18 protein-coding genes, 1 tRNA gene and 2 rRNA genes (1 of these 21 cut by a window edge) are annotated in these 24558 nt (G+C 57.9%); 5 read left to right on the top strand and 16 right to left on the bottom strand.

Features of this window, described 5'->3' with window-relative positions; translation table 11 throughout:
• Positions 1-117 precede the first annotated feature (117 nt).
• Positions 118-3507 carry a TM0106 family RecB-like putative nuclease gene (locus A9K65_RS08445; protein ID WP_245322006.1) on the top strand — a complete coding sequence of 1130 codons (3390 nt, stop codon included), beginning with the start codon at positions 118-120 and terminating at the stop codon, positions 3505-3507.
• A 516-nt stretch (positions 3508-4023) separates the two neighbouring features.
• Here A9K65_RS08445 and A9K65_RS08440 read toward each other — a convergent pair.
• The 13 genes from A9K65_RS08440 to A9K65_RS08380 form a co-directional block, all read right to left on the bottom strand.
• Positions 4024-4677 (bottom strand): response regulator transcription factor, encoded by a 654-nt coding sequence (locus tag A9K65_RS08440; RefSeq protein WP_064994430.1) that lies wholly within the window; start codon positions 4675-4677, stop codon positions 4024-4026.
• 115 nt (positions 4678-4792) lie between these two features.
• Positions 4793-5224: an NUDIX domain-containing protein gene (locus tag A9K65_RS08435; RefSeq protein WP_064994429.1), complete on the bottom strand. Its 432-nt coding sequence runs from the start codon at positions 5222-5224 to the stop codon at positions 4793-4795.
• Positions 5214-6074: an S-formylglutathione hydrolase gene (fghA, locus tag A9K65_RS08430; protein ID WP_064994428.1), complete on the bottom strand. Its 861-nt coding sequence runs from the start codon at positions 6072-6074 to the stop codon at positions 5214-5216. Before fghA ends, A9K65_RS08435 begins: the two co-directional genes overlap by 11 nt.
• Positions 6075-6269: 195 nt before the next feature.
• Complete coding sequence (locus A9K65_RS08425) at positions 6270-7397, bottom strand: S-(hydroxymethyl)glutathione dehydrogenase/class III alcohol dehydrogenase (protein WP_064994427.1); 1128 nt, start codon at positions 7395-7397, stop codon at positions 6270-6272.
• Positions 7398-7459: 62 nt separating this feature from the next.
• Positions 7460-8110, bottom strand: a complete 651-nt coding sequence (locus A9K65_RS08420) for a glutathione S-transferase (RefSeq protein WP_064994426.1) — start codon at positions 8108-8110, stop codon at positions 7460-7462.
• A gap of 9 nt (positions 8111-8119) precedes the next feature.
• On the bottom strand, positions 8120-9886 hold the full coding sequence (locus A9K65_RS08415; protein WP_064994425.1) for a Rieske 2Fe-2S domain-containing protein: 1767 nt from the start codon (positions 9884-9886) through the stop codon (positions 8120-8122).
• 19 nt (positions 9887-9905) lie between these two features.
• Positions 9906-10793: an aromatic ring-hydroxylating dioxygenase subunit alpha gene (locus A9K65_RS08410; RefSeq protein WP_064994424.1), complete on the bottom strand. Its 888-nt coding sequence runs from the start codon at positions 10791-10793 to the stop codon at positions 9906-9908.
• Between the two features lie 28 nt (positions 10794-10821).
• On the bottom strand, positions 10822-11754 hold the full coding sequence (locus A9K65_RS08405) for an ABC transporter permease (protein ID WP_064994423.1): 933 nt from the start codon (positions 11752-11754) through the stop codon (positions 10822-10824).
• Positions 11751-12878 carry an ABC transporter permease gene (locus A9K65_RS08400; RefSeq protein WP_084015974.1) on the bottom strand — a complete coding sequence of 376 codons (1128 nt, stop codon included), beginning with the start codon at positions 12876-12878 and terminating at the stop codon, positions 11751-11753. The genes A9K65_RS08405 and A9K65_RS08400 overlap by 4 nt, the downstream gene beginning before the upstream one ends.
• Entirely contained in the window at positions 12875-14377 is a 1503-nt protein-coding gene (locus A9K65_RS08395; protein WP_245322004.1) for an ABC transporter ATP-binding protein, read from the bottom strand. Before A9K65_RS08395 ends, A9K65_RS08400 begins: the two co-directional genes overlap by 4 nt.
• 62 nt (positions 14378-14439) lie before the next feature.
• Positions 14440-15402: a BMP family protein gene (locus A9K65_RS08390; RefSeq protein ID WP_245322107.1), complete on the bottom strand. Its 963-nt coding sequence runs from the start codon at positions 15400-15402 to the stop codon at positions 14440-14442.
• A gap of 106 nt (positions 15403-15508) precedes the next feature.
• Entirely contained in the window at positions 15509-16552 is a 1044-nt protein-coding gene (locus A9K65_RS08385; protein ID WP_198327571.1) for a hypothetical protein, read from the bottom strand.
• A 16-nt stretch (positions 16553-16568) separates the two neighbouring features.
• Entirely contained in the window at positions 16569-17663 is a 1095-nt protein-coding gene (locus tag A9K65_RS08380) for an aromatic ring-hydroxylating dioxygenase subunit alpha (protein ID WP_245322002.1), read from the bottom strand.
• Positions 17664-17835: 172 nt separating this feature from the next.
• On the opposite strand from A9K65_RS08380, the gene A9K65_RS08375 reads away from it, so the two are divergent.
• From A9K65_RS08375 to A9K65_RS08360, 4 genes are all read left to right on the top strand, one after another.
• Positions 17836-18753: a LysR family transcriptional regulator gene (locus tag A9K65_RS08375; RefSeq protein ID WP_064994420.1), complete on the top strand. Its 918-nt coding sequence runs from the start codon at positions 17836-17838 to the stop codon at positions 18751-18753.
• A 462-nt stretch (positions 18754-19215) separates the two neighbouring features.
• The gene (locus A9K65_RS08370; protein ID WP_198327569.1) at positions 19216-19896 is read left to right on the top strand and encodes a hypothetical protein; all 681 of its coding nucleotides are present in this window, start codon (positions 19216-19218) and stop codon (positions 19894-19896) included.
• Positions 19897-19900: 4 nt separating this feature from the next.
• Positions 19901-20284, top strand: a complete 384-nt coding sequence (locus A9K65_RS08365; RefSeq protein WP_064994418.1) for a calcium-binding protein — start codon at positions 19901-19903, stop codon at positions 20282-20284.
• A gap of 3 nt (positions 20285-20287) precedes the next feature.
• Positions 20288-20623 carry a hypothetical protein gene (locus A9K65_RS08360; protein WP_245322001.1) on the top strand — a complete coding sequence of 112 codons (336 nt, stop codon included), beginning with the start codon at positions 20288-20290 and terminating at the stop codon, positions 20621-20623.
• A 721-nt stretch (positions 20624-21344) separates the two neighbouring features.
• Here A9K65_RS08360 and A9K65_RS08350 read toward each other — a convergent pair.
• The 3 genes from A9K65_RS08350 to A9K65_RS08340 form a co-directional block, all read right to left on the bottom strand.
• Positions 21345-21421: transfer RNA gene (locus tag A9K65_RS08350), tRNA-Met, on the bottom strand.
• 154 nt (positions 21422-21575) lie between these two features.
• A 5S ribosomal RNA gene (gene rrf, locus A9K65_RS08345) occupies positions 21576-21690 on the bottom strand.
• 269 nt (positions 21691-21959) lie between these two features.
• Positions 21960-24558, bottom strand: a 23S ribosomal RNA gene (locus A9K65_RS08340); it runs 223 nt beyond the window's last position.

Raw genomic sequence — 24558 nt, 5'->3', positions numbered from 1 at the left:
ACCTATTCCATGCATGCACGCGAATAGGCTGATGGCTGTCTGCATTGACGTCATTCTTTCGCTTGTCAGGAATTCCATTCCCTCTGAGGTTCATCCATGAGGCAGTCCGGGGGCAGAATGCATCTTACTGCGACGGATTTGGTGGGCCATTTGAATTGCCGCCATCTGACCCACCTTGACCTGGCAGTTGCCAAAGGCGCTCTGGCCAAACCAGCGTCCTACGATCCGTTTCTTGAGATCCTGCGCGAACGGGGAGCACTTCACGAGCAAGCGTATATCGACAATCTGAAAGCTTCGGGCCTCGATGCCATCCGTATTGAAGGCATCGATATCACGGCGACAACGGCCGGGCAGACCATTGATGCGATGCGAGCTGGAACCCCCGTCATCGTTCAAGGCGCTCTGTCAAACGGACGGTGGAGCGGTCGGACAGACGTGCTTTTCCGCGTTGAGATGCCGTCAGCGCTTGGATCCTGGTCCTATGAGGCAGTCGACACCAAATTGGCTCGCGAGACCAAGGGAGGAACGGTCCTCCAGCTTTGCCTTTATTCCGATCTCCTCGCCAGCACTCAAGGCTTGACCCCTGAATTCATGCACGTGGTCCCGCCATGGGTGGATTTCAAGCCACACCAATATCGATTCGCCGATTACGGCGCCTTCTATCGCCGGGCTAAATCCGGGCTTGAGCTGTCTGTCGATACGGCTGGCGACTCCCATACCTATCCCGATCCCAACACTCACTGCGATGTTTGCCGATGGAATGCGCAATGCGACAAGCGGCGTCGAGCCGATGATCATTTGTGTCTCGTGGCCGGCATATCCAAAGTGCAGATCAATGAGCTGAAAACTCGCGGCGTTGCGGCGATGGCATCGCTAGCCAGCATGCCCCTGCCCTTGCAATGGAAGCCCGAGCGCGGTTCGGCCCATTCCTATGAGCGCGTTCGTGAGCAAGCGCGGTTGCAGGTGGAGGCAAGAGTCAGTGGCAACCTCGGTTTCGAACTCCTCCCTGTCGAAGCAGGCTTCGGGCTGTCCTGTCTTCCAGAACCATCGGACGGAGATATCTTCCTGGATCTTGAAGGCGACCCGTTCGTCGGCGAACACGGGCTTGAGTACCTGTTTGGATATCATTTCAGAAACGAAGCGGGCGAATGGAGTTATGTCGGAGATTGGGCCTTCACCCGTGTCGGCGAGAAAGAGGCTTTCGAGGCGTTCATCGACTTCGTGAAGATTCGTCGGCAAGCGTATCCGGAAATGCACGTCTTCCACTACGCGCCCTACGAGCCCGGGGCCCTCAAACGGCTGATGGGCCGGTACGCAACGCGTGAGGAAGAATTCGACAACATGCTGCGGTCGAAGTTGTTTGTCGATCTATACGGCGTTGTCCGCAACGGTCTTCGTGCCGGCGTTGAGAGCTATTCGATCAAAAGGCTAGAGCCGTTCTATGGCTTCACCCGCGAGACAGCTCTTCCGGACGCAAACATCGCACTGCTCAGTCTTCAGTCGAGCCTAGAACTAGGACAGCCAGACAAAATTCGCGAACAGGACCGATCGGTGGTCGAGAGCTACAACCGCGACGACTGCGTCTCGACGCAGTTTCTTCGCGACTGGCTAGAAATGCTCCGCTCACAAGCGATTGAAGCTGGCGAGACGATTACGCGGCCCCAGCCCGGCGACGAGGTCGCAAGCGAGAACGTCGCGGCATGGCTCGCGAAGATCGGTCCGCTGATTGAACGGCTAACGGCAGACTTACCAGCCGATCCGGCGGAACGCGACGAGGAGCAGCACGCGCGATGGATACTCGCCAACATCCTCGATTGGCATCGGCGTGAAGCAAAGGCGACGTGGTGGGAGTTCTTTCGCCTTCGCGATCTATCGGCCGACGAGCTGATGGAAGAACGCAGCGGCCTCTCGGGCCTCACGTTCGTCGACGAAGTCCCTGGAGCCGGAAAGCTGCCCACGCACCGCTATTCATTCATTCCGCAGGAAACAGACATTCGTGTTGAGGACGACCTCCTCAATGTCGGCGGCGACAAGATTGGAACTGCGGTTGCCTTATCGCAGCAGAACCGCACGATCGACATTAAGAAGACAGGCAAGTCCGTCGGTGTTCATCCGCAGGCGATCTACGGCTCCAAGAATTTCGGCTCTGATGAACAGGCGAATTCCCTCGTGCGCATTGGCGAATATGTGGCAGACCATGGTCTCGCTGGCGACGGGCCATATCGCGCGGCGCGCGATCTGCTGTTGCGTCAACCACCTCGTCTGCGGGGTGAGCCGATCAAGACCGATGGGGAAACAACTTTGGCCGCGGCGATGCGGGTTGCCACGCTGTTCGATGGCGGCATCTTCCCCATACAAGGCCCTCCGGGCACTGGTAAATCGTTCACCGGTGCGCGGATGGTATGCGCGCTTGTTCGCGAAGGTAAGACTGTCGGGATCACCGCGAACAGCCATAAGGTCATTAGGAACCTGGTCGATAAGGTCATTGAAGCGGCCGACGAACTTGGCGTCGACCTAACGTGCATCGTGAAGCCGAAGGAAATGGAATCCAATCAGCATCGCTTGGCCTTCGCGAAGACCAATGGCGACGTGCATGGCGCTTTGAGCGGGCCTTGCAAAGTCGCGGGGGGAACAAGCTTTCTCTGGTCTCGTGCCGATGCGTTCGCATCGGTCGACGTTCTCGTCGTCGACGAGGCTGCTCAAATGTCCCTGGCAAATGTACTGGCGGTTTCGCAAGCAGCCCACACGGTCGTGCTGCTTGGTGATCCTCAGCAGCTGGATCAGCCGATGCAGGGAAGTCACCCAGATGGAACCGACGTATCAGCGCTGAACCATATCCTTGATGGCAATAACACCATCGGTGCGGGCCAAGGCCTCTTTCTCGAAGAAACCTGGCGACTCCACCCGGACCTCTGCGCATTCACTTCGGAACTGTTCTATGAGGGCAAGCTGAAGTCGAGACCGGGACTAGAAGGCCAGGTCATCTCCACTGGTCCAATAAGCGGTTCCGGCCTGCGGTACCTCCCTATCGCCCACAGTGGAAATCAGAATTCCTCACCCGAAGAGGCAGACGCCATTCATCGGCTTGTCGATCGAGTGCTGCGATCGGATACGCGTTGGATCGACCGGAATGGCAAAGAAGCGGCCATCGCCCTCAACGATATTCTGGTCATCACGCCCTACAACGCGCAGGTCTTCGAAATCCTGGAACGTCTTCCAGGCGCTAGAGTCGGTACCGTCGACAAGTTTCAGGGTCAGGAGGCCCCGATTGCGATCTATTCGATGGCGTCGTCAACGCACGCAGATGCTCCGCGTGGGATGGAATTCCTTTATTCCCTGAACCGCTTCAACGTTGCCACGTCACGAGCCAAATGCCTGTCGATCCTCGTCGCGTCACCGGAGGTGTTCGAAGCGGATTGCAAGACACCACGGCAGATTCAGCTTGCCAACGCGTTCTGCAGATATCTTGAGATGAGTTCGGAAATCGAACTGCCAGTGAATCCTTGAATGAGCTGGTGTCAGCCTACCAACAGAGCGGCGACCTGAGCTTTTCCGAAGTGCCTGATTGGGGAAGCCGAGCTTGGGCCGTTGGTCCACCCGCATCGCCAAGATCGGTGACTAATCGGACTCCCCTCAAAATTGGAGAATTTTTGACTGGGCCGCGTGCCTCCGATAGCAAAAAAATGCCTCTTCGATAGTGGGTCTCGCGATGTAGCGGTCTCCCGCTACCAAGATTCGTTAAGCCATTGAAATATCTAAGAAATTCATATTCATGGCAGCGCCTCCGGTTGAAATTGATCAATAATTTCACTGCGGCGTATTCGGTTGCGGACCTGGCAAGGGCTTCGAAGCGGCAACCGGATAGTGCTGACCAGCGCTCGCGTGCACATTCCCTGCCGTTATTCAGCTTCGCGGTCCATCGACCCGACAGAATGCCTAAGAAGCGCGGGCTATTTGATCTGACCACCGGCCGGCAGCACGAACACGCGGCCGATCTGCTCGCTTCATCTCACTCAAGCCTAGTCAGGAGGCGCGATGCGCATTTTCGCGGAAGTAGAGCGCAACCGCCATGGCGCGGTTGCGCACTTCGAGCTTCTCGTAAAGGTTCTTCAGATGGTATTTGACCGTGTTTTCGGAGATGCCGGTGCGCGTCCCGATCTGCATGTTGGTCCAGCCATCGGCAAGTGCTGCCAGTAGTTCCCGCTCCCGATTGGTCAGACGCGAAATCGGCGTATCGTTGATCTTCATTATGTCGATGTATGGAATGCAGATGCGTCCATGGGCGACAGCGAATAGGGTCTCGAACAGTATGCTTGGATCGTCGAACTGATAGCAAAAACCCCGCACTCCCGACCGGACGGCCTGTTTCAGGACAGCGATGTCGTGATCGCTAGAGAATATGGTTATGCGTGGGGTAAGTTGTCGACGGCATAACTCCGCCAGGACATCGCTGCCATCCATGTCGGACAGGTTCCAGGCAAGGACCGCAACGTCGAACGCAGGCGCCGCTGCGGCCGCGAGAAAGGCTTTGCCACTATGGACGCTGCCGATCAATTCAAAGCGGCCGTCGCGCTCGGCCAGCTCGCTAAGCGCCGTCATCACGAGCGGGTTTCGCTCTGCGATCAGGATCCTGACCCTGTTTTCTCCTGCAGCTGCACGTCGCCGGCCGTGGTGCATCAACTGGACATGTCCATGTGCGTTTCAATTCGACAAGGCTAGCTCGAGCGCCGACGCTTAGGTCTGGGGATCCGTGGAGCGTCCGATGCAGTTGCCGGCGCATACTCCTCTACGTTCAGATCAACTCGAAATGACCCTTCCCGAGGGCGGTTTGAGCAGCTTGAGCAATTGGTTGGGGCAACGCCTGAGGGGAATACCAGCCTTCGACTCTCATAGACTCGGCCGGCCTCTCCCTTGGAATTCGCGAAAGCATCTTTGCCGCGTAGACGACAGAAACAATGTGGCTCCCGTCGGCGACATCGAACTGCTCGGCAACCGACAAAACGCGATGTGGCCAGACAAGAATCCCCAAACTGTCGTGGAGCGTCCGCACAATCGCAACCTCAAGCGGCTCCATATGGCGGACAACACCTCCAGGCAGATCCCAATGGGCCGCATACGGGCCTTGCGCGTCCCTTACCAGCAGAATTCTGCCTTTGTCGTCGCTGACTGCCGCTCTGCAGAACAGGATAGGCCCTTTCAGCGATTGGAGATGATCAACGGTCACTACCGATCTCCAGACGTCTGGCGTGCCACCTCAGGTGATCGTCCATGAAGGTCGAAATGAAGAAATACGAGTGATCGTACCCGTCCTGCATGCGCAAGGTCAGTGGTATGCCGGCCCTGGTGCAGGCGTCTTCCAGCAGCCATGGCCGAAGCCCGTCCTTGAGGAAGCCGTCGGCCGTGCCCTGGTCGACGAGAAGCTCCGGAAAGCGGCGGCCATCCTCGATGAGCGACGTCGCATCGTAGACCCGCCACGTGGCCTCATACCCGCCGAGATACTTTTCGAAAGCCGCCTTCGACCAGCCCGCGGTGCTGGGTTGAACGATCGGGGCAAAGGCGGAACAGCTCTTGAACCGCTCGGGATTTTTCAAAGCGATCGTCAACGCGCCGTGACCGCCCATCGAATGACCGAAGATTGCCTGGCGCGTCATGTCGGCCGGAAATTCCCGCGCGATCAGTGCAGACAGTTCCTCGACGAGGTAAGAATACATCCGGTAGTTCTTCGCATAAGGCTCCTCGGTCGCATCGAGATAGAAACCGGCGCCGGTGCCAAACTGCCAATTGTCTTTCTCGTCGGGAATATCGGCGCCGCGCGGGCTGGTGTCGGGGCAAACGATAATCAGGCCTAGTTCGGCGGCCATCCGCCTGTACTCGCCCTTGTCCATCACATTCGCATGGGTGCAAGTGAGGCCAGAGAGGTACCACACAACCGGGCAAGGCGTTTCACGGGCCTGCAGCGGCACGAAAACGGCGAACGTCATGTCGCAGGCGCAAGCGTCCGAGGCATGGGAATAGACGCCTTGCATGCCGCCATGCGACTTCGCCTGGGAGGTAGTTTTCAGCCGCTCTGGCATCGGGATCCTTCCTACGATTTTCAACGCCAACCACGGCCAGCTCTGCGGCACGGGCCGAGATTGCGACAGTTTTAATGAATCGACCGGCGGCACGGGACATTCCGGAATGTCCTTTCGTGCCGCCGGTCTTACGCCGATGCTGGGGAGGCAGAGTTGGGGAACACAGGCCTTCAGCGCGGCGTATGGCTGATCCGGTCAGTAGACCACAACGCCGCGAATGCTTTCACCGGCGAGCATCAGCTCGAAGCCCTTGTTGATGTCTTCCAGCTTCAGCGTGTGGGTGATCATCGGGTCGATCTGGATCTTGCCGTCCATGTACCAGTCGACGATCTTCGGCACGTCGGTGCGGCCGCGCGCGCCGCCGAAGGCGGTCCCCATCCAGGTGCGTCCGGTGACCAGCTGGAACGGCCGTGTGGAAATTTCCTGGCCGGCGCCGGCGACGCCGATGACGACCGACTTGCCCCAGCCGCGATGCGAGGCTTCCAGCGCCTGGCGCATCACCTTGGTGTTGCCGGTGCAGTCGAATGTGTAGTCGGCGCCACCGATCTGGTCGGCGCCACGCTTGGTCATGTTGACGAGGTAGGGCACGACATCGCCGTCGATCTCCTTCGGATTGACGAAATGCGTCATGCCGAAGCGCTCGCCCCAAGCCTTCTTGTCGTTGTTCAGGTCGACGCCGATGATCATGTCGGCGCCGGCCAGCTTCAGGCCCTGGATGACGTTGAGGCCAATGCCGCCGAGGCCGAAGACGACCGCGGTCGCGCCTTGCTCGACCTTTGCCGTGTTGATGACGGCGCCGATGCCGGTGGTGACGCCGCAACCGATGTAGCAGATCTTGTCGAAGGGGGCGTCCGGGTTGACCTTGGCCAGCGCGATCTCGGGCAGCACGGTGAAGTTCGAAAAGGTCGAGCAGCCCATATAGTGAAAGATCTTGTCCTTGCCGATCGAGAAGCGCGATGAACCATCGGGCATCAGACCCTGGCCCTGCGTCGCGCGAATGGCCGTGCACAGGTTGGTTTTTCGCGACAGGCAGGAATGGCACTGGCGGCATTCGGGCGTGTAGAGCGGGATGACGTGGTCGCCCTTCTTGAGCGAGGTGACACCCTTGCCGACATCGACCACCACGCCGGCGCCTTCATGGCCGAGGATGGCCGGAAACAGACCTTCCGGATCGGCGCCCGACAGCGTGAATTCGTCGGTGTGGCAGATGCCTGTCGCCTTGATCTCGACCAGCACTTCGCCCTCGCGCGGACCGTCGAGGTCGACCTCCATGATCTCCAGCGGCTTTCCGGCGGCAACAGCGACAGCGGCGCGGGTTTTCATACTTTCTTCTCTCCCAAAATTTTCTTTGGCTGAAGCCGTGGCTGCTGCCCTACGTAGTCGGACTAAGCAGCGATCTTGCCAGGACCTGCAGGGAACACGCCCGACATCACCGTAAATCCCTTGATGCGCTTGACACGGTCGCACCAGCGCCGAATAGCCGGATAGTCCTGGCGCGGAACACCGCCTTCCTCCGACAGGATGATGTAAGGAAAACAGGCGATGTCGGCGATGGTCGGGTGACTGGCCGAACAGATCCAGTTGCGGCCCTGCTGTTCGCCGAACCACAGATGCTCGTCGAGGATACGGAACAGCCGGTGCGCGCCTGCGCGGACGGCATCGATGTCGAAATTGTAGAACAGGCCGTCATGCAGGCGCGCCGCCGAGGCGGTCCCGGTGATGCCGTCGGCGAAAGCTAGCCACTGGCTGACCTCGCCCAGCAGCGCCGGGTTGTCCAGCGGATACCACGTGCCTGATGGATCGTATTTCGCGGCGAGATAGACAAGGATCGCCTGCGCGTCGCGCAGGATCAGCCCGTCATCGTCGAGCACCGGGAGTTGCCCAAGCGGATTGAGCTTCAGGAACCATTCGGATTTGTGCTCGCGGCCGGGGTAGAAGTCGACCGGCACAGTCTTGTAGTCGATGCCGAGAAAACTCATCAGCAGCCGCAATTTGTAGCAATTACCTGACAGTTCGTAGTCGTAAAGCATGATCATCGGCTGCTCCTAGATGTCCAGCACGAGGCGTGCCGATTTGGCCCGAGAGACACAGGTCAGGATCTTGGTGCCGCTGCGGCGCTCGATAGGCGACAAATATACGTCCTGGTGGTCCGGCTCGCCCTCAATCACGGTTGCAAGGCAGGTGCCGCAGGCACCTTCCTCACAGGAAGACGGCATGTCGATGCCGTTCTCCCGCAACACCTGCAGGATCGACTTGCCGAATGGGACTGTCAGGGTAAGAGAGGACCTGGCCAAGGCGATCTCGAAGCTCGAACTATCGTCGATCTTGTTGGTGTTCTTGAAATATTCGAAATGTATTGCAGTCTCTGGCCAGCCTGCGCCTGCGGCAGTGCTGCGCACCGACTCCAGCATCGGGCCGGGACCACAGATGTAGACGCGCATCCCCGATCGATGTCCCGAAAGTAACCGCTGGAACTCCGCAGACGATTCATCTGGCGAAAGCCCCAGATGCAAGCGGACGTTGTCGCCAAGCGCCGCAAGCCGCTCGGGGAACGCGAGCTGTGCCTGATTTTGCGCGAAGTAGTGCAGTTCGTACCCAAGCGTCGAATGGTGCAGCGCCTGCGCCATGGCCAGCAGGGGAGTGATGCCGATGCCGCCGGCGACCAAAAGCGTCTTGATCGCATCACGGCGCAGCGGAAAATTGTTGCGGGGCTCGGAGATCGCCAGCACGTCGCCTTCACGCACGGTTTCGTGCATGCATTTTGAGCCGCCCTTCGAATCCCTCTCCAGCTTGACACCAATGGTAAAGCTGTCGGTCTCGCCAGGGCCGTTGGTGATCGAATATTGCCGGACCTCACCATTGGGCATGTGGACATCGATATGGGCGCCCGGCTGGAAGGTGGGCAAAATGCCCTTGATCGGGCGAAGCTCGAATCCGGCTATGCCGTCGGCTGTGCTCCACTTCCGCGCAACGACCACGCGCAAGGCAGCGTGGCGTCCGGTGCCCTTCAGTTCCGGGATCCCGGCCAATTCAGCCGGGAGAGGTTCAAATGCAGGTTCAAGCTCCACCGGTTGAGTTTCGGGTGGGGTGGACGCTTCGACGACATCGCGCAATTGCGCCAATCTCTCATTGTGGTGCCGCAGGATCGCCAAGCGCGCCTCTACCGTGACCGGACCGCTGACAACGCCGCGCACGACTGCCCGACGAGCATCGATCGGTTGGACGAAGAACACCACAACAGTGCTTTCTTCCCCTTCGGTTGAACGCAGGGTCAGCGTCCCATCAGTGACCGTTTCGACCTGGGTCGTCGCAAGATTGCTCGCCAACGCACCATTCGGCTGAAATCGATGGGAAGCCAGCCACTTGGCCACTTCATCCGCCGGAGCGTTGATTGGCATGGCACGCAGCACAAGACCGGCATCTGCGGCCAGTTCTTCGATGACGGGCACGTCCCCCTGGGGCTCCTCGCCAGACCAGACCAGCCCGTACCGCTCCGCCACAGGGAAAGTCCGGTTGGTTATGGTGCGCGCCGGGACATCCGCGGGATGGGCCGGGATATAGGTGCAGCCGGCCGTGCGGCTCGAATACCGCCAGCCATGATACTGGCATTTCAACTCGCGGCCATCATTGATACCGATTGACAGCCTGACGCCGCGATGCAGGCAGCGATTCTCCCAAACATTGATGAAGCCGTCGTCCGCGCGCCAAGCTGCGAACTCGCGACCAAACAGGCCCGCATGAAAGACGTGCCGAAATGGCAGGTCAGTCGCGGACGCGATCGGATACCACCGATACCTTGTCGATTCCGACATTGTCTTCTCCTTGCTCCTGTCAGGAGCCTGCTGGGATGACCCCGAAGGTCACGCCCTTTTGTTGCAACCAGCGCCGATAGACGATGCCGGACTTGTCGGCTCTGATGGGCGTTTCGGACCGAGGATCCAGCGGCAGGCGCCTTGGCACCTGGTTCTCCAGGATCGGCTTGTCCTGGCCGAAGATTGTTTGCTGGAAACGACGGATCGAACCGTCGTTGTTCAAATTGTCGACGACACTGAGCAGCATGTGTACACGGCATGATTCCTGCTCCATCGGCTGAGCGAAAATCGCCACGACGTCGCTCTGGCTGGGGTCGACCTGACTGGGCATGGTCAGCAGGCTGCAGAATGGGCTCATGACTCGGTAGGTGTAGACAATATTGCTGCCAGCCGTGTCGGCATCGGAACGCCGCGACCGGAATGACTTGCATTCCGTAGCGAGAATTTCCCGCTGATCCCCTGTGACCTCGACATTGTATTCGACGATCTCGGTGAACGGTTCATCGCCCAGGTAGCCGGGATGGACGAAGGCGAAATGGCCCATGTCGAGAAAGTTCTCTACTGCCCGCGCCGCGGAAACGCGTACACCGAACGTACCCGCATTGACGTTTCGCCGACCCGGCAACGCGTATTCTTTGAGCTCGAACAGATCGGCAGCCGGAGCTCCCATGCAGACCCAAATGAAGCCGTAGCGCGATAGCAGAGGCAAATCGCGACCCTGGCCGTGTCCGGCGCTTCCACCCACGGCCTTGGTAGATGCCCGGAAACGCTGATCTTTAACGTGCTCGACACATATCTGCTGGCCGAGCAACCTGGTATCCACTTTGCCGGATCGGATCAGGTCCTCGCATGCGCTTACCGCATGCCAACTGCTCGCCGTATCGGCGTCTATCACTGGGTTGTCCATCGTATTCCTCGGCGCAATAGGGCTCAGGTCATTCGCGCGTGTAGGCGACGCCCAGTTGGGCGGGTCCACGTGAGCGGTTACCATTGCCAATCATCAAGATCAGCGCGGCGATGTAGGGCAACGCAAGCATCAGTTGGTATGGCACATTGATGCCTTGGCTTTGCGCCTGCAGTTGCAGCGCGTCGAGACAGGCGAAAGCGACGGACGCTATCATGATGCGACCCGGCTGCCAGTTGCCGGCGATGACGATCACGATTGCAAGCCATCCGCGACCGGCTACCATGTCGGGCACGAACCTGCCTGTGGCTGCGATTGTCAGCGCGGATCCAGCCAGGCCGGCGCATGCGCTGCCGAACAGGATCGCCCCGTACTGTCTCAATGTGACACTCAGGCCGGCAGTGTCGATGATCCGCGGATTTTCGCCCAGACACCGCAACTCCAGGCCGGGTCGGGTCCGATAGAGGAAAACGGAAACAAGGGCCACAAGTGCAAAGCCGATGTAGGTGGGCAGCTTCTGACTGAACAGCGCCTCGCCGACGAGCGGGATCTCAGACAGTAAAGGTATCGGCAGCACCGGGAAAACGCTGACTACGGGCAGCTCGCCGGTGTTGAAGTAAAGTGAGTAGCAGTACAATGATAGACCGGATGCCAGGATGTTCATCGCGATGCCCGCGATGATCTGATCCACCTTCAAAGTTACCACCATCAAGGCGAAGATCGAGCCCATCAACATACCTGCGAGCATCGCCGCAAGGACACCGATCGCAAGGGATCCTGTCGCAAAACAGGCAACGAACCCCACGAAGGCGCCCATGATCATGGTCCCTTCGACGCTGAGATTGAGAATGCCCGCGCGTTCCGTGATCAGTTCGCCAAGAGCGGCGATCATCAGCGGCGTGGCGATGCGAATGGTGGCGACCAGCGTGCCGGTGAGAACGGTATTTACAAGCAAGTCGTTCATGGCGTCGGGTCCAAAACGGTTTGGCGTCTGTGGATACGCAGTGAAAGCGAATGGCCGGCGACCGCTCGCGTCGAGATCACAATGATCAGGACGATCGCCTGCACGACGTACACGATTGCGGTTGGTACGCCTGTCATCACTTGCATGAGGAAAGACCCGTTAATGAGCCCCCCGAAGAGCAAACCAGCGATGACAACTGGGAATGGACGCAGTCCACCGAGCATTGCCACAGCAATGCCCATGAAGCCGTAGCCTGCCGAGATATCCGCCTGGAGGCGATGGTGGACGCCGAACAGTTCGCCTGCTCCGGCAAGGCCCGCGAGGGCGCCGCTGATCATGGAGACTATCACAAGCGTCCGGCCGACATGGATGCCTTTGAAACGGGATGCCGTCGGATTGTTGCCGATGGCCCGGATTTCATAGCCCAAAGAGGTGTGGTTCAACAGCACATGCAGCCCGGCCGCCGCCAAGAGGGCGACGATGAAACCGACATGAAAATTTGAGCCGGGCGCAAGTATCGGCCACTCCGACGCCTTCGAAACCACGTCGGTTTGCTGGTAAAAGCCGCCGGCCTTCTGCCAGGGTCCGGAAAGCAGGAACACCAGCAGATAATAAATGATGTAGTTGAACATAACCGTCGAGATGATCTCGTTCACGTGCCGCACGGACCGCAGCAGGCCCGCGAGGGCGCCGTAGAAAGCTCCTGCCAATGCGCCAAATGTGATCGTGACGAGCAAATCCGCGACGGGCCCTAGCCCGGGCAGCAACATCTGGCTGCCCAGATAGGCACCCATGGCACCACAAATCAGTTGCCCCTCTTGGCCGATGTTCCAGAACCGGGCGCGATAGGCCACCACCGTGGCCAACCCAGTCAGGATCAGCGGCGTCGCTCGGGCCAAGGTATCGACAAGGTTGTTTGTGCTGCCGACGGCGCCGAGAATGAGACTCGACAGCGCGTCATAGATGTTAGCCCCCGACAGCCACAGGATCACGCTGCATATCCCAATTGCGATAAAGATAGCGCCCCCCGTGGAAAGCACGCTGCTGAGTGTTCCACGCTCTGCCTTTCGCCAGACAAGGATCTGAAGATCGAGGACGGGGCTGATGTGCAATGTCATGGTCATGCTGCATCTGCCTTGCGGCCAGCCATCAGGTAGCCGACCTGCTCAACCGTGGTTTGGGATGTTTCCAGAATGTCCATGATCCTTCCCCCGAAAATGACCGCGATACGGTCGGAGAGGTTGAAGATGTCATCGAGGTCCTCTGTTGCCATGAGAATCCCGATACCTTCACGCCGCTTTCGCAGCAGCTGTTCATGAACATATTCGATGATGCCGACGTCGAGCCCCCGCGTCGGCTGGTTGCAAAGGATGCACTCCCGGCCTTCAAGGAACTCCCTTGCGAGAATTATTTTTTGCGCATTGCCCCCAGAAAGCAACTCGGTGAGCACGTTGATCGAGTTGGCTTTGATCTTGTATTCAGCGAAACATTGTTCAGCGAATTGGTCGATCGCCTTTGCATTGAGGAAAGGTGCGCGGCTAAATTCGCTACTCCGGTGACGGCCAAGGATGAGATTCTCGGCGATCGAGAACTGTGGAACCAACCCGTCCTGGAAACGGTCGTCGGGGACATAGCCCACGCCTTTGGCTATGATTTCACGAGGGGCAAGCCCAGTGATATCCTCTCCATTCAACTCGATACGTCCTTGGCGGGGCTTGCGTACGCCGATCAGCGTTTCGAAAAGCTCTGACTGACCGTTTCCGGCAACGCCCGCAATCGCAAGAATCTCTCCTCGCCGTAGCGTCAGGGAAACGTTCTTAAGGCCGCCATCGCCGCGATCGTTCGGAGAATCCAGATTGGTGATCCGAAGCAGGTCCTCTCCACCTCCGCCCTTCTCAAGGTTCTTCTGCACGCTGAGCGCACGCCCCACCATCATCGCAGTCAGCTTTTCGGCGGATGTCGACGCCGACTCTACGGTCGCGATCTTGCGCCCCTTGCGCAGCACGCTTACGCGATCGGACTTCATCACCTCATTGAGCTTGTGGGTGATGATGACGATTGCCAATCCCTCCGACCTCATTCGAAACAGTACCTCGAACAGACGCTCGGATTCCTGAGGCGTCAGGACAGCCGTCGGCTCATCCAAGATCAAAAGCCTGACGTCCCGATAGAGCGCCTTGAGTATCTCGACCCACTGTTGCTCGCCGACCGACAGCTGTCGGACAGGCACATCCAGGGGGACGCTGATCTGATATCGTGCGCACAGGGACCGAAGTTTTCCGCGGGTCGCTTCAGGGTTGAGAAGGAACGGGGTGTCTCCCGTTCCGACCATGATATTCTCGAGGACGGTCAACGGTTCCACCAGCACAAAGTGCTGATGAACCATGCCGATGCCGTGTGCGATGGCCGCCGCAGGCGACGTCAGTTTTGTTGACGAACCATCTATCAGGATTCGTCCCTCATCCGGCTGCAAGAAGCCGTAGAGGCACTCGGCGAGCGTCGATTTCCCGGCACCGTTCTCGCCGAAAAGGCAATGGATTTCGCCGCTTCTGATTTCAAGCGAGACGCTGTCATTGGCGACGACATCGCCGAATCTTTTGGTGAGACTTTCCGTCACAAGCATAGAAGTCATGTCCCAATCATTTCAGCCGGTCAGCATCCTGAGCAGCGGCCGATCAACCTGCGTCAGTCCGATTTCGGTTCGCTGGTGTTCAGCGGAACGGTAAAAGCACCCGACATGATGTCAGCTCGCTTCGCATTGACCTTCTGGATGACATCAGGCGGCAGCTTGTCAGTGAAGCCATGAAATGGTGCGAGGTCGGAGCCGCCGTCCTTCATGCCGAACCAGACAGGATCTGTCGACGCCTCGATTTTCTTGGCTTCCGTCTCATGCCGGTACCAGACATCGATCGTATTGAGGATCGTTGGATCCCATTTGGCGACGGTGCTGGTGACAATATTGTTCGGCGCGAGCGAATTCATATCGACAAAATTGCCGTAGCATTGGATGTTTTTCTCGATGCAAGCCTGAAAGGCGCCACCGAGCTGCAGAATGTTGTCGGCGCCGGCTGCAATCAGCGCATACGATGCTTCGTTGGCCTTTTGCGGATCATACCAAGCTTGGATGAAGGTTACGCGGCCCTTGACGTTCGGATTGACGTCATGGGCGCCTTTCAAGAACGCGTTTATCTCGTCGTTGGCATCATCAGCAGGAAAGCTGCCTACAACGCCGACCATGTTGTTCTTGGTCGTCAGCCCGGCCACCATGCCCATGAGATATGCCGGCTCGTGCACGCGCATATAATACCAGAGCATGTTGCCGCCCAGACCCTCATTGCCGGAGCCGTGGACTTCCCAAATGATATTGGGATAACGCTCTCGCAGCGCCTTCACCTGGTCAGAAAACGTGCTGGTCGCGATGATGACGTCGAACTTTCCCGCTTCGGCGTAGGACTTCATCACGGCTTCAGCCTTGTCGCCCCAGACATGCTCGGAATATTTGAGATTGATCTCCAGTCCGTGAGGCTTCAGCGCTTTGACACGTTGGAACGCCTCGTACCATGACTTGTCCCAAGGCTGATCGAGGCCGACACTGAAGATCGCGGCGATGTTGAGTTCCTTCGGTTCGTCGGCAAGAACGCGCTCCATCGTCAAGGACGTTGCCAGGGCTAGTAGACTTGCGGTGAATGTAAGCTTCAAAGACATTTTCAATTTTTTATTCCCCTTTTATTGTGGAGATACGGTCTCCATCCGGTCAGTTGGTGGCTGTTTTCTCCCATTCATCGCGAATCCATTGAGCGATCGCGACTGACTGCTCGAACAGCGAGTATCTCGCGTTCATTCCATAATCGATCAGATCGATGATCTCGGTGGTCACATATTTGAGACGGCTGCCGGGATCGCGGCGGTGATGCGCGAGCACCCTGCGGACGACCGCCTTGCAGGGCTCGACCTTGTAGGCCTGCCATTCCGAATGGAACTCACCGGGCCGTGGACGATGGAAGGGGTACTGGCAGGCGCGTCCGAAGTTGCCATGCTCATCGGTCGCCCAAAGATTCTTCGGACCACCTGGTGCCACGGGACGGACGGAATGCCAGACCGTCATGTTGCGAGCGATCCAGTCGTCGATGATGTTATCGGGCTCGAATGGATCCAAAATCAATTCGCCGCTTGCAACCGCGGCTTCAATGCCACTGCGCCTCTGTTCTTCGGCGCTATCCAGTTTTAACAAGACGTGACTGTGATCGAGGAGAAAATTGAACGGGATACCATGCGAGCCGACCATGTCAGCCACCGCATTGACCCTTCGGAAATCCTCCGACCACATGTTGATGTGGACCTCGAAAGTGATCTCGATACCGACCTGCTGTGCTAAGTCGTAAGCGGCAAGATAGAAGTCGACCACTTCCTGGTTGGAAAGCTGATGACCGTCGGCATGCTGACTGAACAACATGATGTTATGACATTGACCGCCGCTTTCCGAGGTCAGCGAAAGATTGTTCTTTAGCAGCGCTTCGTCCTTGCCCATGGTATAGGTCCAAAGGCCGGTAATCATCGGAAGGTCATATCTGGCAGCGGCGGTTATGTACTCCTTTTCCTGGCCCGGCTGTGGCATCCGGTCGAAGTAGTCGAAAACCCCACTTTCCTTGACCATCCGAAACTGCTCGTCGATGGGCGGTGGGTTGCCCGGCAGATGCTGCGCACCGCGCCCATTGCAGCCGAGCAGGAATGAAGGCGATCCAACATCTCCTCGTCCATCCGAAGACGGAGATGAGCGCGCGTTTACAGGTCCGTTCACAGCACGATCTCCTTCACTAGATCTGCGTCACGATGCCGAGTTCCTCAAGCCATTTTTGGAACTCCATGAGCGGCTTGTCGGCGGGCCCAAGCGGCAGCTCTACCTGACTCCAGAATGGCGGGATCAGCCACGGACGCTGGCTCTCGAGAATCGGCCTGTCCTGGGATCGAACGTGGGCCGAGAATTCTTCGTAGGCGTGATCACGATCGGGCTGCATGTCGTAATTCCGCGAAAACGCCCAGAAATTGGTTGTGCGGTTGTAGGCATTCGGGCAGGTCGCAAGCCACACGACGTATCGACCGGCCACGCTGTCCTTGACCAGCCTGATGACGTTGGGCATGCCCACATAGTCGGTATAGACCAGCTTCACCTTTTCTTGCGCCGCGGCGCCGTCGGCCGACATGTCGGTCGTGGCGATGTTCGGCGGCTGTTCGGCTTCATATTGCAGGACCAGATACTGGCCTTCGCGCCAGACCTTATGCTCTGGGGGAGATGGGTCATCCCTGGTTCCCAGGATGCCTTCATGCACCCACGGAAAGTGCGTGTCGTCCAGTGTGCCCATGATCATGCGCGTAGAGGACGTCCTGGTAACCTCGTCCTCGACCATCGTCACGGTGCGGTATGAGTTGTCGAGCCATTCCGGGTAGTCTGGAATATCGAAGTGCGGCTGCTCGGCAAGGCACACCCAGATCAGGCCGTACCTGGTCGTGACGCGATAGCTGTCGACCTTCGCCGATGGCGGAATCTTGCGCCCGGCCACCAGTTGCGGAATGCGCTCGCATTGCCCGTCACCACCATAGGACCACCCATGGTACGGACACATGACCAGGTCCTTTCCATCAAGGTCAATGATTTCGCCGAGGGACAGTTGCGCCTGGAAGTGGCGGCACAGATCGCGCAACGCGCGGACTTCGCCATTCAAGCGGGCCAGCGCGATCCCGACGCCAAGAAGCTCAACTCGAACGATCTTGCGCTCGGATAGATCCGCTTCACGCAACACGGGGTGCCAGAACGGACGCATTCCTTCGTAGAAGTTGCTAATCGCCTGGGCTGTCGGCCTCTCAACTTCCGCGGCTGGAGGCGTATCGGTGATTGGGGCGTTCAAGGTCACAGTCGTTCTCCGGAACCGCCTCTGCCTCTCGTTCGCGGCCAAGGACCGCAGCTTGTGATGCAGGAGCCATTTCGCTCTTCAGGTTCCCCAAAACACTAGTCCCGAAACCGCTTGCCGGGTAACGAAAGGTTTTTTATTCTTTCTTGAAAAATTTTCAAAAGTGGAGGCGTAAATGACCGATCACAGCGATATGGCCGTCTTCAACAAGATCGTCGAATGCGGCAGCATGACACGCGCCGGTCGCGAATTGCGCATGACACCTGGCGCGATCACCAAACGGATCAACAAGCTGGAACAGCGCCTTGGCGTGAGACTTCTCAACCGAACCACGCGAAAAGTGGTGCCAACGCAGGCGGGACACGAATATTACGACAAGGCCTCGTCTATTCTTCGCGACATCAATTGGCTCGAAACTTCGCTGTCGACCTTGAGCGAAAATCCGCGTGGCCTCCTGAAGGTCACAGCGCCATCCTTGTTCGGACGCAAGCAGCTTTGCCCCTTAATAGTGAACTTTAGGAAAAAGTACGGTGACGTCCATATCCACCTGCGGCTGACCGATCTCGACGTCGATCTGGTGCGCGATGGCTTTGATCTTGCCGTTCGCAACCTGCCCCTAAGTGATACCAATCTCGTGATGCGGAAGCTCGTGGATGACCGCCAGGTTGTGTGCGGCACGCCGGAATATTTTGCACGGCGAGGCCGACCTCAAACCCCCGCCGATCTTCTGCACCACGACTGCCTTCTGCTGCGCTTCCCTGGTTCAAAGCAGTATCGATGGCATTTCGTCGAAGATGGACGAAACACATCCTTGCTCGTCAAAGGCCCCATCGATTCAGACAGCAGCGAGGCCCTTTACGACTGGATGATGTCCGGAGCAGGTCTTTCCTTGCGCTCCACCGCCGAAGTCGCTGACGATCTTCGAGCCGGTCGCCTGGAAGCAGTCTTGACCGATACGATGCGCACCGACCGCGCGTACAATGTCCTCTATCCTCGGCGAGAGCCGTCACCTCAAAAGGTCAAAATCTTTATCGACTTTCTGTTTGAGAGCATTGGTCGACACCCGTCCTGGGACGCAGACCTCGGCTTCTAGACGAAACCCATTTGGAGGTCGGAGACACGGACGATCCTGAAATAGTGGTCGGAGAGGTTCAGGATGCGACAGTCGGTACCGCGGCGCCCAGACTTCGTTTTTCCAGAAACTGGAGCAGTTCGAATCTGAAGATCCTTTGGCTGGCCTCCTATCGTTGAATTTTGGGACCGGAATACAGCTGTGTCGAAGTATGCCGCTTTTTCGGCCATAACAGCGAAGCCTGAACTGGCAGGTCAGTGAGCGTGGGGAAAGGCGCTAGCGCTCGACTAAGCCGCGTGCCTCCGATAGCAAAAGAACGCCTCCTCAACAGTGGGTATTGCGATGTAGCGGTCTACCGACTCGAACCCCCATAGATGCTTGGATCAAAATTGCACCACAGCGGATCCAGACAGGAAACGTCTATACCTGCCCCTGCCTGCGGGCAACTTGTCGACATGCGGGATTTACACCAAGTCATCTGGCATGAGCGACCCGGCCACGAGCCGCTTGAAATCGAACTTTGAAACCCAAGGAAATCTCGCTTTCGGCGCGCTGCTTATATTGCTGAGTTCATGGCGACGGCAGTTACCAAGTGAAAAATCGTGCCTTGCGCAACTATTCACTTTAGCAGATGCTCATCTTCGGCCTTGGGAGGGCTCGGGGATGAACAGAAGATCGTTGATGGCGCTTGGCGCCACTGTGCTGCTTTGCGGTTGTCAGACTAGCAACCAAGCCGACTACATGCAGACCGGATACGGACCAAGTTTCGAGGTCGCGCATGCTCAATGCGAGATGCAGAAGAGGTCGGCGGATCAAGGCTATCTTGCCATCGGATCACCGGCTTTTGTTGCAGGCGCCGGTCTAGGCAACGCGCTCGGCAACGCCGTCGCCGAAGACCAATATATGAAGAACTGCCTGATCCTAAACGGTTGGAAGCGCGCGCCGCACGGTCAGGGCGCCGCCGCGGTGGCGGCCGTCGCCACCGGTGCACCACCAACTCCCTACGGGATACAGCGAGCGCCGGGCAGTTGGCTGAACACCGCCCTTCTGGATTGGTCGGCCGCCAACAACAAATGCGTCGCCGGCGACAAGGCCGCTTGCGCCACTCGAGCCAGGCTTGGCGCGCAGCTCAGAGCCGCTGGCGTCAGCCCAGCGCCGGTCTAGAGCGATGCGGCCGAACCTCGGGATCTGTATTGGCGTCGCTCTCGCCCTCAGCGGTTGCGGCGCGGACTATCTGAACAATTACGACAGCGTGACCCTCGCGGCCGGCGACGCCAACCGCGCCAACACCCTCGCCCAGACCGTCGACCCGTTCAACCCGAGCAGCCGGAACACGCACATCGAGGGCAACGGCCAGCGGATCGCAGGCGTCGTCCAGAGGTATCGCGGGGTCGCCCCTGCCTCCGGGACGGTGCCAAACAGCGGGGGCGATCTCGACTGCGCCGGCGGCAAGGGAAACAATCCGGTAGTGCCGCCGAACACACCGATAAGCGGACCGGACGTGAATGGCCTGGACCGAAATCACGACGGCATCGGCTGCAACAGTCGTTGAGAAATGGGCAAGCGCTATCGAGACAGAGATGTCGCGGACAACGAGTATAACCGTCGCCGGTATCGCCGACGTAGGCGGCCGCCCGAACGGGCGCAATGGTGGGTTGGTCTGCTCGGCCTCTTGGCGCTGCTGGGCATCGGCTTAGCCGTCCAGATTGGCCCCGAATTCACCAACTGCAACATCAAAGGCAACATCAGCTACAACACCGCCGAGCGCATCTACCATGTGCCGGACCAGGAATATTACAGCGAGACGCGCATAAGCCTTCTCAGGGGCGAGCGCTGGTTCTGCTCTGAGGAAGCAGCCAGAGCCGCCGGCTGGCGCAAGGCTCGGCGGTGACGGACACTAGCCACTGGCCGGCCTCCCCGGTTTACAAACCTCGTGACTACGTACTCATCCTCGAGCTTTCGGAAGCGGGTGATCTGCCGCCGACTTGGGAGGAGTGGTGGGACGATTTCAAAGCGTCTGAAGCTGTGCAACGCCGCCAAGGCTTTCCAGCTATCAGAGTGCACCTCCACGCCGGCAAATACAAAGCCTGGCTCCAAGACAACTCGCTCTCGTCGTCCAGACAAACCCTGCAGCAATTCGCTCAGCAACGGCTGGATATGAAACGAGCCCGGAAAGCGGAACGTGCGGAATCGCCATCGACACCGTGGACGCAGGCGCCGGCCCTTCCAACGCACTGCACGCACCGGCCGATAGCGGTTCTGGCCTATCTCCTATTGGCGATCGCGCTAGGCACTTTGCTGCTCGAGCTGTTTGACCTCGTTCAAGGCTCACGGCCCTGAGCACATCGAGCGTAAGCTCTGCGTTAACGGCTTGTTCGCCGCTCGCCGTTTAGCATCCGCTCATGGACACCAATTTCGATGACCTCATTGATGCCGTGAAGGCACCCCCAAAGCGCGCTCGGCTCGGCATCGCGATGGCAACGATGGCCATCGTCGCCGCTCTGTCCGAGTGGTGACCTTTTTGGCGCGATACCGGCGTTTCGCGTATCAGAACCTCGAAACGCAAAAACCGCCCCGGTCAGACCGGGACGGTTATTGATTTATGATAGAATTGGTTGCGGGGACAGGATTTGAACCTGTGACCTTCAGGTTATGAGCCTGACGAGCTACCGGGCTGCTCCACCCCGCGTCAATTTTTGTGTAAGCCGAGGCCTACAGATAGGTATATGGCTGACCAAATGAAAGGGCCGCTTACGCGGCCCGTGATCCCTTGGCGGGCCATTTCATAAAGAGAAGATTTTTCTCCATCCGATTTGGATGTGAGATCAACGTGCGTTTGGCAGACCTGGCAGCGACCTACTCTCCCGCGTCTTGAGACGAAGTACCATCAGCGCTGGAGCGTTTCACGGCCGAGTTCGGAATGGGATCGGGTGCAGCCGCTCCGCCATAACCACCAGGTCGGCAAAACGCACGTTGTTCGAGAAGCTTTTGAGCGAAGGGCACAAAGAGACATCGGCAGCGGAGCTGTCGGGTGCCTCTCGGGGCTGTTCGCTGGTCTTTGTGTGCCTTTACGGTTCTTGGTCTGGCGCCTTTCGAAGCGAAGCTTCGCAAGGTCGACCGACCGTCGGCGCTGATGCGCCGCACCCACGTAGCGCCGCCCGCAGGGCGGAACAAGCGTGAGTGAGAACAGACCATCTGACTTTGTCAGATGGGCATAAGGAATGAGAACGATCAAGCCGATCGAACTATTAGTACCGGTAAGCTTCAAGCGTTGCCGCTCTTCCACACCCGGCCTATCAACGTGGTCGTCTTCCACGGTTCTCAGGGAATACTCGTTTTAAGGTGGGTTTCCCGCTTAGATGCCTTCAGCGGTTATCCCGTCCGGATATAGCTACCCTGCTATGCGGCTGGCGCCACAACAGGTCCACCAGAGATCCGTCCATCCCGGTCCTCTCGTACTAGGGACAGATCCTTTCAATATTCCTACACCCACGGCAGATAGGGACCGAACTGTCTCACGACGTTCTGAACCCAACTCACGTACCGCTTTAAATGGCGAACAGCCATACCCTTGGGACCTGCTCCAGCCCCAGGATGCGATGAGTCGACATCGAGGTGCCAAACAACCCCGTCGATATGGACTCTTGGGGGTCATCAGCCTGTTATCCCCGGCGTACCTTTTATCCGTTGAGCGATGGCCCTTCCACGCGGGACCACCGGATCACTATGACCGACTTTCGTCTCTGCTCGACTTGTCAGTCTCGCAGTCAGGCAGGCTTATGCCATTGCACTCAGCGAACGATTTCCGACCGTTCTGAGCCCACCATCGCGCGCCTCCGTTACTCTTTAGGAGGCGACCGCCCCAGTCAAACTACCCACCATACATTGTCCCGGACCCGGATAACGGGCCGCGGTTAGACATCCATAGTAATAAGGGTGGTATTTCAAGGGTGGCTCCACCTGAGCTGGCGCCCAGGCTTCAAAGCCTACCACCTATCCTACACATGCCACTACGAATGCCAATGTAAAGCTATAGTAAAGGTGCACGGGGTCTTTCCGTCTAACCGCAGGAACCCCGCATCTTCACGGGGAATTCAATTTCACTGAGTCTATGCTGGAGACAGCGGGGAAGTCGTTACGCCATTCGTGCAGGTCGGAACTTACCCGACAAGGAATTTCGCTACCTTAGGACCGTTATAGTTACGGCCGCCGTTTACTGGGGCTTCGATTCAGAGCTTGCACCCCTCCTCTTAACCTTCCAGCACCGGGCAGGCGTCAGACCCTATACGTCGTCTTGCGACTTCGCAGAGCCCTGTGTTTTTGATAAACAGTCGCTACCCCCTGGTCTGTGCCACCCTCCTCTACTTGCGTAGAAAAGGGTCACGCTTCTTCCGAAGTTACGCGTGCAATTTGCCGAGTTCCTTCAGCATAGTTCTCTCAAGCGCCTTGGTATACTCTACCAGACCACCAGTGTCGGTTTCGGGTACGGTTTATAAGGAGGAGCTATTTCCTGGAACCACGCAGCAGCCCGTTCAATCCGATAAGATTGGACTACCTCAATGATCCGTCACTACCTCCAAGCCCACGAATATTAACGTGGTTCCCATCGACTACGCGTTTCCGCCTCGTCTTAGGGGCCGGCTAACCCTGCTCAGATTAGCTTTAAGCAGGAACCCTTGGTCTTTCGGCGGGGGAGTCTCTCACTCCCCTTACGTTACTCATGTCAGCATTCGCACTTCTGATACCTCCACCACCCCTCACGGGTATGGCTTCATCAGCTTACAGAACGCTCCGCTACCGCTTGGCCCTTGCGGACCAAACCCTAAGCTTCGGTGTATGGCTTTAGCCCCGTTACATTTTCGGCGCAAAGACCCTTATTTAGACCAGTGAGCTGTTACGCTTTCTTTAAATGATGGCTGCTTCTAAGCCAACATCCTGGTTGTTTTGGGATCCTCACATCCTTTCCCACTTAGCCATAACTTGGGGACCTTAGCTGTAGGTCAGGGTTGTTTCCCTTTTCACGACGGACGTTAGCACCCGCCGTGTGTCTGCCGACTAGTACTCCCAGGTATTCGGAGTTTGGTTAGGTTTGGTAATCCGGTGAGGACCCCTAGCCCATCCAGTGCTCTACCCCCTGGGGTATTCGGTCGACGCTCTACCTAAATAGATTTCGCGGAGAACCAGCTATTTCCGAGTTTGATTGGCCTTTCACCCCTAGCCACAAGTCATCCCGAACTATTGCAACAGTTATGGGTTCGGTCCTCCAGTAAGTGTTACCTTACCTTCAACCTGCTCATGGCTAGATCACTCGGTTTCGGGTCTAATGCGACGAACTGAACGCCCTGTTCAGACTCGCTTTCGCTGCGCCTACACCTAGCGGTTTAAGCTTGCTCGTCACACTAAGTCGCTGACCCATTATACAAAAGGTACGTGGTCACCCAGGACGAACCTTGGGCTTCCACTGTTTGTAGGCAATCGGTTTCAGGTACTCTTTCACTCCCCTTGTCGGGGTGCTTTTCACCTTTCCCTCACGGTACTAGTTCGCTATCGGTCATGCACGAGTACTTAGGCTTGGAGGGTGGTCCCCCCAATTTCAGACAGGATTTCACGTGTCCCGCCTTACTCGAGGACGATTGATTGCATTACGCGTACGGGACTGTCACCCACTATGGCCCTACTTTCCAGAAGGTTCCGCTTGTCTCTCAATCGCCACTGGCCTGGTCCGGGTTCGCTCGCCACTACTTCCGGAGTCTCGGTTGATGTCCTTTCCTACGGGTACTTAGATGTTTCAGTTCCCCGCGTTCGCCACTTTACCCCTATGTATTC

Source organism: Mesorhizobium sp. WSM1497, assembly GCF_001672455.2.
Classification (GTDB): Bacteria; Pseudomonadota; Alphaproteobacteria; order Rhizobiales; family Rhizobiaceae; genus Mesorhizobium; species Mesorhizobium ciceri.
The sequence above is the reverse complement of the archived record's forward strand: the minus strand, read 5'-3'. Positions and strand labels throughout refer to the sequence as shown.

Coding starts and splice junctions, on each gene's coding strand:
- A9K65_RS08445 (WP_245322006.1), top strand. CDS start 118: ATGCATCTTACTGCGACGGATTTGGTGGGCCATTTGAATTGCCGCCAT.
- A9K65_RS08440 (WP_064994430.1), bottom strand. CDS start 4,677: ATGCACCACGGCCGGCGACGTGCAGCTGCAGGAGAAAACAGGGTCAGG.
- fghA (WP_064994428.1), bottom strand. CDS start 6,074: ATGCCAGAGCGGCTGAAAACTACCTCCCAGGCGAAGTCGCATGGCGGC.
- A9K65_RS08425 (WP_064994427.1), bottom strand. CDS start 7,397: ATGAAAACCCGCGCCGCTGTCGCTGTTGCCGCCGGAAAGCCGCTGGAG.
- A9K65_RS08420 (WP_064994426.1), bottom strand. CDS start 8,110: ATGATCATGCTTTACGACTACGAACTGTCAGGTAATTGCTACAAATTG.
- A9K65_RS08415 (WP_064994425.1), bottom strand. CDS start 9,886: ATGTCGGAATCGACAAGGTATCGGTGGTATCCGATCGCGTCCGCGACT.
- A9K65_RS08410 (WP_064994424.1), bottom strand. CDS start 10,793: ATGGACAACCCAGTGATAGACGCCGATACGGCGAGCAGTTGGCATGCG.
- A9K65_RS08405 (WP_064994423.1), bottom strand. CDS start 11,754: ATGAACGACTTGCTTGTAAATACCGTTCTCACCGGCACGCTGGTCGCC.
- A9K65_RS08400 (WP_084015974.1), bottom strand. CDS start 12,878: ATGACCATGACATTGCACATCAGCCCCGTCCTCGATCTTCAGATCCTT.
- A9K65_RS08395 (WP_245322004.1), bottom strand. CDS start 14,377: ATGCTTGTGACGGAAAGTCTCACCAAAAGATTCGGCGATGTCGTCGCC.
- A9K65_RS08390 (WP_245322107.1), bottom strand. CDS start 15,402: ATGGAGCGCGTTCTTGCCGACGAACCGAAGGAACTCAACATCGCCGCG.
- A9K65_RS08375 (WP_064994420.1), top strand. CDS start 17,836: ATGACCGATCACAGCGATATGGCCGTCTTCAACAAGATCGTCGAATGC.
- A9K65_RS08370 (WP_198327569.1), top strand. CDS start 19,216: ATGAGCGACCCGGCCACGAGCCGCTTGAAATCGAACTTTGAAACCCAA.
- A9K65_RS08365 (WP_064994418.1), top strand. CDS start 19,901: ATGCGGCCGAACCTCGGGATCTGTATTGGCGTCGCTCTCGCCCTCAGC.
- A9K65_RS08360 (WP_245322001.1), top strand. CDS start 20,288: ATGGGCAAGCGCTATCGAGACAGAGATGTCGCGGACAACGAGTATAAC.